15 protein-coding genes and 1 riboswitch are annotated in these 13,289 nt (G+C 41.9%); of the genes, 12 read left to right on the top strand and 3 right to left on the bottom strand.

The window, feature by feature from the left end; genetic code table 11:
• Positions 1-20 precede the first annotated feature (20 nt).
• From thrS to rplT, 4 genes are all read left to right on the top strand, one after another.
• The gene (thrS, locus tag E2R65_RS17640) at positions 21-1,946 is read left to right on the top strand and encodes a threonine--tRNA ligase (RefSeq protein ID WP_134337814.1); all 1,926 of its coding nucleotides are present in this window, start codon (positions 21-23) and stop codon (positions 1,944-1,946) included.
• A gap of 1 nt (position 1,947) precedes the next feature.
• Positions 1,948-2,514, top strand: coding sequence for a translation initiation factor IF-3 (infC, locus tag E2R65_RS17635; RefSeq protein ID WP_134337813.1), 567 nt, complete (start codon positions 1,948-1,950; stop codon positions 2,512-2,514).
• A gap of 151 nt (positions 2,515-2,665) precedes the next feature.
• Positions 2,666-2,866, top strand: coding sequence for a 50S ribosomal protein L35 (gene rpmI / locus E2R65_RS17630; RefSeq protein ID WP_067193247.1), 201 nt, complete (start codon positions 2,666-2,668; stop codon positions 2,864-2,866).
• 76 nt (positions 2,867-2,942) lie between these two features.
• The gene (rplT, locus tag E2R65_RS17625; RefSeq protein ID WP_067059791.1) at positions 2,943-3,287 is read left to right on the top strand and encodes a 50S ribosomal protein L20; all 345 of its coding nucleotides are present in this window, start codon (positions 2,943-2,945) and stop codon (positions 3,285-3,287) included.
• Between the two features lie 132 nt (positions 3,288-3,419).
• On the opposite strand, the gene E2R65_RS17620 is transcribed toward rplT, so the two are convergent.
• Entirely contained in the window at positions 3,420-4,271 is an 852-nt protein-coding gene (locus tag E2R65_RS17620) for an SRPBCC family protein (protein ID WP_134337812.1), read from the bottom strand.
• A gap of 112 nt (positions 4,272-4,383) precedes the next feature.
• A riboswitch (cobalamin riboswitch) is annotated at positions 4,384-4,591 on the top strand.
• Positions 4,592-4,701: 110 nt separating this feature from the next.
• Here E2R65_RS17620 and E2R65_RS17615 point away from each other — a divergent pair.
• From E2R65_RS17615 to E2R65_RS17600, 4 genes are all read left to right on the top strand, one after another.
• A complete protein-coding gene (locus E2R65_RS17615) occupies positions 4,702-6,735 on the top strand; it encodes a TonB-dependent receptor plug domain-containing protein (protein WP_158285294.1) in 2,034 nt (677 codons plus the stop codon).
• A gap of 9 nt (positions 6,736-6,744) precedes the next feature.
• The gene (locus E2R65_RS17610; RefSeq protein WP_134337810.1) at positions 6,745-7,809 is read left to right on the top strand and encodes a DUF5074 domain-containing protein; all 1,065 of its coding nucleotides are present in this window, start codon (positions 6,745-6,747) and stop codon (positions 7,807-7,809) included.
• A 55-nt stretch (positions 7,810-7,864) separates the two neighbouring features.
• Positions 7,865-8,431 (top strand): DUF6580 family putative transport protein, encoded by a 567-nt coding sequence (locus E2R65_RS17605; RefSeq protein WP_134337809.1) that lies wholly within the window; start codon positions 7,865-7,867, stop codon positions 8,429-8,431.
• Between the two features lie 134 nt (positions 8,432-8,565).
• Positions 8,566-9,255, top strand: a complete 690-nt coding sequence (locus E2R65_RS17600) for an SIR2 family NAD-dependent protein deacylase (RefSeq protein ID WP_134337808.1) — start codon at positions 8,566-8,568, stop codon at positions 9,253-9,255.
• A gap of 316 nt (positions 9,256-9,571) precedes the next feature.
• On the opposite strand, the gene E2R65_RS17595 is transcribed toward E2R65_RS17600, so the two are convergent.
• A complete protein-coding gene (locus E2R65_RS17595) occupies positions 9,572-9,820 on the bottom strand; it encodes a hypothetical protein (RefSeq protein WP_134337807.1) in 249 nt (82 codons plus the stop codon).
• Between the two features lie 9 nt (positions 9,821-9,829).
• Positions 9,830-10,528, bottom strand: coding sequence for a DUF3291 domain-containing protein (locus E2R65_RS17590; RefSeq protein ID WP_134337806.1), 699 nt, complete (start codon positions 10,526-10,528; stop codon positions 9,830-9,832).
• Positions 10,529-10,603: 75 nt separating this feature from the next.
• Between E2R65_RS17590 and E2R65_RS17585 the strand changes: the two genes are divergently transcribed.
• Genes E2R65_RS17585 through E2R65_RS17570 form a run of 4 tightly spaced genes read left to right on the top strand, consistent with a single transcriptional unit; the run spans position 10,604 to position 13,283 of the window.
• Complete coding sequence (locus E2R65_RS17585) at positions 10,604-11,086, top strand: GAF domain-containing protein (RefSeq protein WP_134337805.1); 483 nt, start codon at positions 10,604-10,606, stop codon at positions 11,084-11,086.
• Positions 11,079-11,729: an alpha/beta hydrolase gene (locus tag E2R65_RS17580; protein WP_134337804.1), complete on the top strand. Its 651-nt coding sequence runs from the start codon at positions 11,079-11,081 to the stop codon at positions 11,727-11,729. Before E2R65_RS17585 ends, E2R65_RS17580 begins: the two co-directional genes overlap by 8 nt.
• A 58-nt stretch (positions 11,730-11,787) precedes the next feature.
• A complete protein-coding gene (locus tag E2R65_RS17575; RefSeq protein WP_134337803.1) occupies positions 11,788-12,414 on the top strand; it encodes an alpha-ketoglutarate-dependent dioxygenase AlkB family protein in 627 nt (208 codons plus the stop codon).
• A complete protein-coding gene (locus tag E2R65_RS17570; RefSeq protein WP_134337802.1) occupies positions 12,411-13,283 on the top strand; it encodes a hypothetical protein in 873 nt (290 codons plus the stop codon). Before E2R65_RS17575 ends, E2R65_RS17570 begins: the two co-directional genes overlap by 4 nt.
• Positions 13,284-13,289 lie beyond the last annotated feature (6 nt).

Raw genomic sequence — 13,289 nt, 5'->3', positions numbered from 1 at the left:
AATTTAAATCATAGTTGTAGATGATTAGCATTACACTTCCCGATGGTTCCGTTCGTCAGTACGACAAGGGGATCACTTCTATGCAGATAGCGCAGTCTATCTCTGAAGGTTTAGCACGTAACGTATTAGCTGCCGAAGTTAACGGCGAGGTTTGGGATGCCAGCCGCCCTATCGAAGAAGATTCGGCCGTTAAGCTCTTAACCTGGAACGATGCAAAAGGTAAATCAACTTATTGGCATTCATCCGCCCACTTACTGGCCGAGGCTTTAGAAGCCTTATATCCGGGCACTAAATTTGGTATAGGCCCGGCCATTGAAACCGGCTTTTATTATGATGTTGATTTTGGCGACGAGCCATTCTCATCAGATGATTTTAAGAAAATTGAAGACAAGGTAATCGAACTGGCTAAAACCAAAAGCGAATACATTCGCAAACCGGTTAGCAAGGCAGATGCTGTTGCATATTTTACCGGGAAAGGGGATGAGTATAAACTCGACCTGATCAAGGACCTGCCCGATGGCAGTATTACCTTTTACACACAGGGTAACTTTACCGACCTTTGCCGTGGCCCGCACATCCCTAATACAGGAAGTATTAAAGCTGTAAAGCTGATGAGTGTTGCCGGCGCCTATTGGCGCGGCGATGAAAGCCGTAAGCAACTTACCCGTATCTACGGCGTAACTTTCCCTAAGGCAAGTGAACTTACAGATTACCTGCACCTGATAGAAGAAGCTAAAAAACGCGATCACCGTAAATTAGGTAAGGAATTGGAACTATTCGCCTTTAGCGAAAAGGTGGGTATGGGTTTACCGTTATGGTTGCCAAAAGGTACTGCTTTACGCGAGCGATTAACTAACTTTTTACAAAAAGCACAGGTAAAATCTGGCTACGAACAGGTTATTACGCCGCATATCGGCCATAAAAACCTGTATGTAACTTCTGGCCACTATGAAAAATATGGTGCCGATTCGTTTCAGCCGATAAAAACCCCGCAGGAGGGAGAGGAGTTCTTTTTAAAACCGATGAACTGCCCGCACCACTGCGAGATCTATAAAACAAAACCACGTTCGTATAAAGATCTGCCGGTGCGTTTGGCAGAGTTTGGCACTGTTTACCGTTACGAGCAAAGCGGCGAGCTGCATGGCTTAACCCGTGTACGCGGCTTTACACAGGATGACGCGCACTTATTTTGCCGCCCCGATCAGGTAAAAGAAGAATTTAAAAAGGTTATTGACCTGGTGCTGTATGTATTTGGCGCTTTGGGTTTTGATAATTACACTGCACAGGTATCCCTGCGCGACCCAAACAACAAAACCAAATATATTGGTACCGACGAGAACTGGGCTTTAGCCGAGAGCGCTATCATCGAGGCTGCTGCCGAGAAGAACCTGCCAACCGTAGTAGAATATGGCGAAGCGGCTTTTTACGGCCCTAAGCTTGATTTTATGGTGAAGGATGCCCTGGGCCGTAAATGGCAGTTAGGTACTATACAGGTAGATTATAACCTGCCCGAGCGTTTTGAGCTGGAATATACCGGCAGCGATAACCAAAAGCATCGCCCGGTGATGATACACCGTGCGCCGTTTGGCTCATTGGAGCGTTTTGTAGCCGTACTGATAGAGCATTGTGCCGGCAATTTCCCGCTTTGGTTATCTCCCGAGCAGTTTATTATCCTGCCGATATCTGAAAAGTATGAAGAATATGCAAAAAAACTTTCAGATGAGTTAAAAGATTCCGATATTTGCGGGCTGATTGACTTTAGAGATGAGAAAATCGGTCGTAAAATACGCGACGCTGAAGTTAAAAAGATCCCATATATGCTTATTGTGGGCGAAAAAGAAGCAACCGAAGGGCTGGTTTCTGTTCGTAAACATGGCACGGGCGATTTGGGAAGTATGAGCATACAAGAATTTAAAGAACAAATAATTAAAGAAATAACAGTATAACTTGGCTTTAAACAAACCTTTCAATAGAGGACCAAGGCTACCTTTTAAGAAAAAAGAAGCCGAACACAACATCAACCAGTTTATCAGGGCACAGGAAGTGCGCCTTGTAGGTGATAACGTTGAGCAGGGGATATTCTCGTTAAGAGATGCGCTTGCTATCGCACAGGAACAGGAACTTGACCTGGTTGAGATCTCTCCAAACGCAGTACCTCCCGTTTGTAAAGTAACCGATTATAATAAATTCGTTTACGAACAGAAGAAAAAGCTTAAAGAGATCAAAAGCAACGCCAAGCAGACAGTTATTAAAGAGATCCGTTTCGGGCCGAACACTGATGACCATGACTTTGAATTTAAATTAAAGCATGCGCAAAAGTTTTTGGAAGCCGGCGAAAAGGTAAGGGCTTACGTGCACTTTAAAGGCCGTGCAATTGTTTACAAAGAACAAGGTGAGATATTATTGCTGCGTTTTGCACAGGCATTAGAAGATTTAGGTAAGGTAGAGCAATTACCAAAGCTGGAAGGTAAAAGGATGTTTTTAACTGTTGCTTCAAAGGCACAGAAAAAATAAGATCTGAGACGTTGGATTGGAGATTAGAGACATTCTCTAACTTAGATCTTTGACATATTTAAAATGCAATCACAAGAAATGAGGTGTGGCTAATGAGATTTTTTCTCCTATCTCACATCTCAAATCTTATATCTAAATAAATAATAGAGTTATGCCAAAAATGAAAACCAATTCCAGTGCAAAAAAGCGTTTTAAGCTTACTGGAACCGGTAAAATTGCCAGAAAAAACGCATTCAAAAGCCACATCTTAACCAAGATGTCGACTAAACGCAAGCGTAACCTTAGTCACACCAGTTTGGTATCAAAAGCTGACTTAGGCAACGTAAAACGTATGCTTTGCATAGGCAAGTAATTAAACAAATTTTTTAACCAGGTATTAGAGTACAGAAGCTTCCGAAAGGGACACTCACTACCAAAAACAACACAACATGCCACGTTCAGTTAACGCAGTCGCGTCGAGAAGACGCCGGAAAAGGATCATGAACCTCGCCAAAGGTTATTGGGGTTCAAGAAGCAAGGTTTACACCGTTGCTAAAAACACAGTAGAAAAAGGTTTACAATACGCATACCGCGACCGTAAGACCAAAAAACGCGAGTTTAGGGCTTTATGGATCCAACGTATCAACGCAGGTGCACGCCAGCACGGTATCTCTTACTCTCAATTAATAGGTAAGTTAGCTGCTAAAGAAATTGGTTTAAACCGTAAGGTATTAGCTGATTTGGCGATGAACCACCCTGATGCTTTCAAAGCTATCATTGATGCTGTGAAATAATCAAGAGCATAATTATAAGAAAAGGCCTTCTGTTTATTCAGAAGGCCTTTTTTTGTATTTTTATTTTGTCAGCCTATCTAATACTTAACAAAGCGATTAATGGTTCGATAGCGTCAGCATCAATAAATGATACTATAATCCCGTACTTTCAGCCCCGTTACCTTGCCTGCCATCCAACAGATCCGTATTTGTTTGGGAACGGGAATTATCCTCACCGGATCTATTATCCTCAATAATTGTTTCTTCAATTATAATAGCTACCGGCTCATCAAAAGATGTTGGTTCGCCGCCATCAATATCCATGTACTGCTTAAAGTTGCGCACATCGCTATCAACCATACTTTTAAAAACCGGGTTTATTATATGTGCAATACCGCCTCCAAAACCTCCTGCGGGCGGCCTGTAGCTAATCACAATATCTACCAGTGTGCCGTTACCATCAATACTATCCTGAAAACGTACTTTGCCGGCATTATCTATCAATGAATCCGGTAACGAACTCCATCCGATAGCGTAACCCGGCTCATCGCGTACGATCTCTGCATCCCAGCTTACTTTGGCAACGCCTGTAGGCAATTTAAGCACCCAATGCGAGCGTTTATCATCTATGACCTCTACACTCTCCAGATGCTTCATGAATAAAGGGAGGTTATCCAGCTTGCGCCAAAATGCGTAAACCTCTTCGCGCGGCTTATCAATATGGTAGGATGAACGGATATTTACGTTTACCGGTTCGGTGCTGTTGCGGCCCATGCGCGCGTACAGATCGCAATGGCCGGTAAAACCACGATTGAGCAGGTAACCGCCCGCACCCAGTTTTATGATACTTGCAAAGGGGCTTTTAAATAAACCCTTAAAGCCCGATAAGGCCAATTTTACACCTGTTGCTATAGATATGGTACGTTCGGCGGTAGATAGGTTTAGGGTTGGTTGCTGGCTTTCGGCAGGCCCCCGGTATCTGTTTTGCAATGCTGCTGTTGTCATGTTGATGTGTATTTATATCATAAATAAACACCTGATCATTAAGCGGGTTTTCTTTTATTGAAATTAATTTAACCGGTGCTAATTTTAAACTTTGCGGTTAACAAAGCTAATACTACATTTGCAGCGCTTTAGGTTCCTGTTAAAAGTGTTTTTTAACAGGATTAAAAGGGAATACGGTGTAAATCCGTAACTGTCCCGCAGCTGTAAGCTCCGTTTAACCAATGTCCGATCAAAAAATGTCACTGTGCCGGTTACACCGGGATGGGAAGGCAGGGCAAAGGGGAGCAAGTCAGAATACCTGCCTCAGCATTATATTATTCATAGCTTTCGGGGATTGAAGCTTGGATGTGAATGCTCTCTTTTCGTTATTAAGCGCGTATTTTCATTCCTGCATATTTTTCTGTTGATAGCTGTGATGTTTTATCAGAACATGAGGCACGGTTGCATATCCATTTCAAGAACGTTAAACTTTCCATTTTTGGGGAAGGTGATAGGTATGGCAAGCACCTGCCTGATTGCTTCTAATTTTGTTTTGGCACAAACTGATTCTACCAAACGGTTAAAAGAAGTACCCGTTACGGCAACACCTGCACCCAAAGTGCAGTCGCTTACCCCGGCTCAACAATTAACCCGTAAGGATTTTGCCAGGTATAGTGCGTTTAACATTGCTGATGCTGTTCGCAGCTTTGCAGGTGTTAACGTTAAAGATTATGGCGGTATAGGTGGCTTAAAAACCATATCTGTGCGCAGTTTGGGTACTAACCATACGGCGGTGTTGTTTGATGGTGTGCAAATAAACGATGCCCAAACCGGGCAAATAGATCTGAGCAAGTTTAATCTGAATAATGTAGAAGAAATAACGCTTTACAACGGCCAGCCAGACAACCTGCTGCAGCCGGCGCGTGCTTTTGCCTCTGCCAGTGTGCTGAGTATTAAAACCATTCGCCCGGATCTGACACCCGGTAAGCCATACCAGGTGCAGGTGGGTGTAAAGGGAGGGAGCTTTGGCTTGATCAACCCGTATCTGCAATGGCAGCAGCACATTAATCATAACTGGCAACTGGTTTTAAATAGTAATTACATAGGTGCCAATGGCCGGTACAAATATAAAGTAGATGGCGATGCATCTGATACGCTGGCTATCCGCAGGAACGGTAATGTACAATCTTTGCAAACCGACGTAGCATTATACTACAGTAAAACCGATAGCAATAAGTTTAATATCCACCTTAATTATTATAACGCCAAACGTGGCTTGCCCGGGCCGGTTGTATTTTACAGCGAATTGCCGGGGCAACACTTAAATAATAACGACCTGTTTGTGCAGGCCGGTTATCAGCACATCTGGAAAAATAGTTTAAAACTGTTACTTAGCAGCAAGCTTTCGCAACTTAAAACCCGTTATCTGGATTCGCCTTACTTTAATACCAAAGGTTATATTTTAGAGAATTATAAGCAACGCGAGGCATATCAGTCGGCAGCGCTATCTTATGCTATAACTAATGCTTGGGAAGTATCTTACGCCGTTGATGCATCCTACACCACAGTAGATGCTTATATAGATAAATATGCTTACCCCGCAAGATTTACCCTGTTAAATGTTTTGGCCAGCAGCTTTAAATTGGGTAAGTTGCAGCTACAGGGTAATTTGCTGCATACTAATATTCACGAGTCGGTGCAAAAAGGGACGGCCTTTCAACAGAAAGCAGTTTTATCGCCAACCCTGGTAGCAACCGTTCAGCCTTTTAGCAGCCCCAACTTTAAATTGAGGGCGTTTTACAAAAATGCTTTTCGTGCCCCAACTTTAGACGAGTTGTATTATTATGCTGCTGTTAAACGTGTTATAAAGCCCGAGTTTGTTTATCAGTATGATCTGGGTACAACGTATTCCAAAAATCTGAATGGCTTTTTAGAATACATTGTACTAACAGCTGATGCTTATTATAATAATGTGCACAATAAAATACTGGCTGTGCCAAGCCGTAACCCCGCGGTATTTTCGTTCAGTAATTTAGGTAAGGTGGATATTAAGGGGCTTGATGTTGGCTTCAGATCACAAACCAGGCTATATAAAGGATGGCAGGCATCTTTAAATATAAATTACACCTATCAGTATGCAGTTGATGTAAGCGACCCTACAGCGGCAACCTACAAGCAGCAAATACCTTATACGCCTAAAAATACATTCGCTTTAAATGCAGGGGTAAATTACCATGATCTGGGCATATACTTTAACCAGGTATTATCTGCAGGCAGGTATTACACCGGTACCAACCAACCAGAGTACCTGGTGCCGGGATATGCCTTAAGTGATGCATCCGCAGTTTATAAATTTATTAGCGGGAAAACACCGGTAACAACCTCGTTAGAAGTAAGTAACCTGTTTAATAAAAATTACTCCATTATCAGGAGTTACCCCATGCCGGGCCGGTCATATCGTTTATCATTTCAAATAACCATATAACATACCATCATGAAACAATTTCAACTTAAAACCATTTTTGCTGCTGCCACAATACTTGCAGTGCTATCTGCCTGTAAAAAAGACAAGGTAAACATCACAGAGGTACCTCAAACAGGTGTTTACATACTTAGCCAGGGTAATATCGGCAAAAACAATAGTGTGCTGTCCTTTTATAATTCCATCACTAAAAACACTACCGGTGATATTTTTAGCAGCGTGAATGGCCGTGGTATTGGTGATACCGGTAATGATGCCAGGATCTACGGCTCAAAAATGTATATCACCGTAAACTATTCCAGCACATTAGAAATAGTTGATGCTAAAACCGCAAAATCCATTAAACAAATAAAAATGGATAATGCCGGCACCAACCGCCAGCCGCGTTATGTGGTGTTTGATAAAAACAAAGCCTATATCTCTTCGTATGATGGTACAGTTGCTGTGCTGGATACCGCATCTTTAACTATCGAAAAATATATTTCGGTAGGCCGTAACCCCGAGCAAATGGTGGTATCAAACGGCAAAATATATGTAGCTAACTCTGGTGGTTTAGATTTTGCCAATCCGGATAAAACGGTATCTGTTATTAATATAGCTACAGGTGCCGAAATTAAAAAAATAGACTTGGCTACTACTAACCCGGTTAATATTGCTGCCGATGCTTACGGCGACGTATATGTAATATCTTACGGTACAGATTACCCGGCACACCCTAAACTGACTACAATTAATAACACTACAGATGTTGTTAAAACTACCGTAGATATTGATGCCGGTTACGGTACCTCTTTTATAGTTGTTGGCGACCTGGCTTATTACTTATCAGACGCGGGTAAAGTGAAAGTGTACAATGTTAAAACCGAAACTATTGCAAACGAGGGCTTTATTACAGATGCCACAGCAATTAAAGTACCGTACGCAATAACGGCTGACCCAACCACAGGCGAAGTATTTGTTACGGATGCCGTAGATTATACCAATAACGGCAAATTATATGTTTTTAATAAAACAGGTAAACTGGAATATGAGGTTACAACAGGTATTAACCCGGGCGCTATTGTAATTCTTAAATAAATAGCATTTTACTTTACAGGGTATTATCAATAAATTTGCGCAACAATCATCAAACATGTCATTACAAACAAAAAACACCCGCACTACCGTACTTATATTAATGGTGCTTGCTGCTATAGCTATGCGCCTGGTAAACACACAAGTGCCGGCACTAAGTAACTTTACACCGGTGGGTGCGGTAGCTTTATTTGGCGGTGCTTATTTTACAGATAAATGGAAAGCTTACCTGGTGCCTTTAGTGGCGCTTTTTGCAAGCGATGTTATTATCAACTATATCTATGCAGGTAAATTTACTTTTTACAGCAGTTCGTTGGTGATGTATGTTTGCTTTATGCTGATGGTGTTTGTAGGTACCTTTATTAAAAAGGTAAATGTGCTTCATGTTGCGGCAGCATCATTAGTTTCGGTTTTGATACACTGGCTGATCATGGATCTGCCGTTTTTATACGGCCAGCCAAACACATGGGCCAACTACACCACCTTATTAGTTAAGGCTATCTATCCGTTTGAAACCAACATGCTGCTATCTGATGCCATTTATGGCGCTATATTGTTTGGTGGGTTTGAACTGGCGAAAAGCAAATACACGGTTTTGCAAGGCAAAAGGCAACTGGCTCTGTAGTATTGCTGATATTGATAAAAGCGGTTGATCTAATGGTTAACCGCTTTTTTTGTTTGTGAGGCGCGAAGTATCGCATTTCTAAAATTGTTATTTTTATTGTAGAAGCGCGATAGTCGCGCCTAAATGCTATTATTATGAAAAAGGTAATCGTACTTACCGGCGCCGGAATAAGCGCCGAGAGCGGCTTAAAAACGTTTAGGGATAGCGATGGGCTATGGGAGGGATATAACATTGAAGATGTAGCCACACCCGAAGCCTGGGCGCGTAACCCCGAACTGGTGCAGGATTTTTATAATCAGCGCCGCAAATCGGTATTGGAGGCCGGGCCCAATGCCGCCCATTATGCCTTGGCTAAATTGGAAGAGAAATATGATGTAACCATTATCACCCAAAATATTGATGACCTGCATGAGCGGGCAGGGTCAACCAAAGTAATTCATTTGCATGGCATTATTACCAGGTCGCAATCCGGCATAAAGGCAAACCTTACCTACCCGATTGAGGGCTGGGAATTAAAGATGGGGGAGCAGTGCGAATTAGGCTCGCAATTAAGGGCCCATGTGGTTTGGTTTGGCGAGGCCGTACCCATGATAGAAACCGCGGCAAAGCTTTGCGCACAAGCAGAATTATTTATATTGGTCGGCACATCTTTAGCCGTGTACCCTGCCGCCGGATTGATCAATTACATACCACGCGATGTAACCAAATATATTATCGATCCCAACATCCCAACGGCAAGTAATAGCAGGATAGTAGAAATGCCTTACCAAGCCACGGTAGGGGTGCCCATGGTGGTGGATGAACTCATGGAAAATGACGTATAATGCGGTCTGTTTAACTTATTGTGTTGGTGTAATTTGTTTACCAAATTTAAAACGGCTTAAGGTTTTTTAGATATATAGTAGCCCTAAATGGCCCTAATATTCTGCCAAATATAATTTTGTTTGATTGTTTTTTATCCTATAAATAATTAATTATCAATTATTTATGTATTTTATATATTATGGGTATTTATAAATGATATCGACACCGAGATTAGGAATGTTTAATTACACATAAAATATTACCAAATATAATTTGGTTTAGATTTTTAATTTTTATAAATATATGTATTACAAGTATTTATAAAATTCAACTCTACTAATAATTATACCTGTAATAGCTTTCCCTAAAGTCTTTACCCATCTCGGCAAATCGGGCCGAAACCGTTTTTAAAAACGGTTCATCTAGTAATTCAAAAACGCTGTTCACACCTTCGGTCAGGTCCATATCAGGGATCTTGTAGGTTTGCTCCAGCGTGCCTTGTTCTATCTTTACAATAAACTTTTGGTTCATGCTGAGGATGGAGATCTTAAAATCCGGGTGGGGTAATTCTGCAATTATTCTCATAACGTAATTCTATTTGATTAAGCCGGCTAATGGGTCAGTTCCGTTGATCGTACCGCTGCTCTCTATGATCCGGAAACGGGCAAAAAGTTCTTCGCTGTACCAGCCTTCGCTGCGTGTTTTTTTAATTACTTCGGCGTGTTGTTTACTGCCATAGGCAAAAGCTTTCATTTGCTCAAAGCTCTCCCACACCGAGAAGGTGGCCTGCCGAAACACCGGCGCTTCGCCAACCCCAAAAGAGGTAATATAACCGGGTGCATTAACCATCAGGTTGGCCACCTCATCCACATGCGACCAGAAATTTTTAAGCCGGCCCATTTTAATGGTGGCGCGGGTAAGCACAGCCATTGGCCCGTTTGCGATCTTTTCGTTTGGCTTACCAAATGGCTCCCTGCCGTCCCATTGGCCATGGCTTTGCATGGGTTCGCATAAAAGGGTCCAGCTTTCCGTGGCTAAAGTGTTCCACCATTTTTTTATAACAGAAGTTTTGGTAAAGCGCTGGTAAGCATCACGGTCATCCCATACGGCTAACAGGCCCCATTGCTGCCAGTCGGGCTGCAGGTCGAACGTGCCGTTGCGGCCGCTGCCCAGTAATTTCCAAAAGCTGCAGCCCTGCTGCAGCCACATGGGCAGCCGGTGTACCGCCATGGCCAGCAGCGCAAAAGGGATTAAAGCTTTACGGTAACGCACTATAGTGAGGCTAACGATCATATACCTGCGAAAATAAAATTTTAAATATGAGATTTAACTTATTTACTTTCCACACAGGCACGTTACATTTGCTTTATGGCAGAGGATTTACAAATCATAGCATCAGCTAATAAAAAGGAGCGTTATCAATCGCTTATTCCACAGATAGAGGCTTTACTTTATGGTGAAACCGACCTGGTGGCAAACCTGGCAAATATTGCTGCAGCGCTTAAAGAGCAGTTTAACTGGTTTTGGGTAGGCTTTTACCTGGTAAAGCAGGATGAACTGGTTTTAGGTCCCTTTCAGGGCCCTGTTGCCTGCACGCGCATTGCCAAAGGCAGGGGCGTATGCGGCACGGCATGGGCTAAGGCCGAAACGCTGATAGTGCCCGATGTAGAAGAATTCCCGGGGCATATTGCCTGCAGTTCGTTGTCGCGGTCAGAGATCGTATTACCGCTTACACACCGCAACGAGGTTATTGGTGTACTGGATGTGGATAGTTCGGCATTGAATGAGTTTGATGAAACAGATGCCCGGTACCTTAACCAGATCATCGGCTTAATTAAATTCAATGCCTAAAATATTTTTGATAGCCGGTTTAGGGGCCGATAGCCGTCTGTATAAAAACATAAAATTGCCTGCCGGGTATGATGAAGTACTGGTAAACTGGCTGATCCCGGACGTTTCAGATACTTTAAGTGATTATGCACAAAGCCTTATAGATCAATTTTATATAAAGGATAACTCCATTGTGATCGGGGTATCCTTAGGTGGGATGTTAGCTGTAGAAATTGCCAAACGTGTAAAACTTGCCAAGGTGATCCTGATATCAAGCATTAAAGCCGACAGCGAAGCCCCCTGGTACTTTAAATTATTCAGAGGGCTACCGGTGTACAGGGCTATCCCCGGTAAATTAATAACTTATCTGGGTTTCCTGGTTAAGCCTATGTTTGGCAGTATGAGTGCCGAAGATCTGGCTTTGTTTAAAAGTATGCTGCGTAATTCTTCGCCTGTATTTTTGAAATGGGCCATGCGCGCCGTGCTCTACTGGAAAAACGATGCGGAGGTCTCCAACCTCTATCATATCATTGGCGATAAGGACTTGGTTTTCCCTTACCAAAACATTAAAAACCCCACAGCAGTTATTAAAGGCGGCACCCACATTATGGTGTTTGACAGGGCTGATGAAATAAACGTCCTGCTGGCCGGTATCCTGAAATAATACAATGAAATTTTGTTAGGCTTTTTATATTCTTTACATTGTATTACAATTCATCTATATGACAACATTATCATTATTTGAAGCATCGGAGCCTCAAAAAAAACCGGGGCAAAATATTCTTCCAAAAGAAGGAGAAGCGCTGTTTTATCCAGCCTTTTTTAGCAAAGCAGATAGTGACAGGCTTTATAAAGATTTGTATGGGAATATCAAATGGCAGCAGGACAAAATTGTTTTTTATGGAAAACTGATGGACCTGCCTCGGCTGACTGCATGGTATGGGGATACGGATAAGCCTTACAAATATTCCGGCATACCTATGGCGCCCAATCCCTGGTCTCCGGAGTTATTAGAAATAAAAAATAAAATTGAAGAAATAGCTAAGGTTAATTTTTCGAGTGTATTGTTAAATCTTTATCGAAATGGGAAAGATAGTGTATCCTGGCATTGCGATAATGAAAAAGAACTGGGAATTAATCCTACCATAGGCTCGGTAAGTTTTGGCGAGGAAAGAACTTTTAAATTAAGAAACCTGCAAGATAAATCGCTTGTTGAAAAAATACAACTTTCTCACGGTAGTTTTTTATTGATGAAAGGCGAAACACAACATAAATGGGAGCATGAGATCCCCAAAACAAGCAGGGACCTGAAACCAAGGATCAATTTAACTTTCAGGGTAATCAAATGATCTATCCATTGATGCTGGATGCGTTATTTGAACTGAATAATGCCAACACAGACGCCGAGAAACAAGCTTATTTAACATCGTTAAAAATCCCGGCCAAGAATTTATGGGATGCATACAGAAATGAAAAGGTATCTGTAAATTATTCGGACAGGTTAACCCAGGCGGCATATTTTTTACGTTATTTTCCACAGTATAGTGAACTGATAGGGCTGGTTTTAGATAATTTGGCGGACAGAGATATAAACCTGCCCGCAGAAATTTTAAGGTGCGGTTTATTTGGTTCGGGCTCGTGCCCCGAGGCTTATGGCATAATACAGTTTGCCTTAGCTAACAACCTGCCAATAAATGATTTTAGGTTTGTTTCCTTTGATATTAATGCAGGCGGCTGGGAATATACCAGGCATATAAACCGCGACAAAATTCTCCCTGCATTTTTAAACAACGGCCAAAAACTTCTGTTAGGCGGGCATCCTTTTGATATAACGGTAGAGATTCCTGTTAAAGTTAATAGCCTGATACCGCTATTTGATATTGTTGTATTTCAGAATTGTTTAAATGAAATCAGCTCCAAACATTATGATCTGGTAATGGCCAACCTGGCGCATATATTTAGTTTATTAAAGCCGGGAGCCTTGATGATATTTATAGAACTGTCTAATTATATTTCTGCTTTAAAGCTTTTAGCTGATTTTCAGATCACCATAGATGAAGCTAATATAATTACCCCGATTGGAAGCGAATTTCACCATAACGCATCTGAAGTTGTGAATACGATGCCGGATATAATAATAAGTAACTTTTTAAATAATACGAATAAACTATGGCCGCGCAGAGTGATCAATTATTATACTTTGGTTTTAAGAAAGTAAACTTGG

Source organism: Mucilaginibacter phyllosphaerae, assembly GCF_004378255.1.
GTDB classification, from domain to species: domain Bacteria; phylum Bacteroidota; class Bacteroidia; order Sphingobacteriales; family Sphingobacteriaceae; genus Mucilaginibacter; species Mucilaginibacter phyllosphaerae.
Note: the sequence above shows the minus strand (reverse complement) of the source record. Positions and strands in the feature narration are given on the sequence as shown.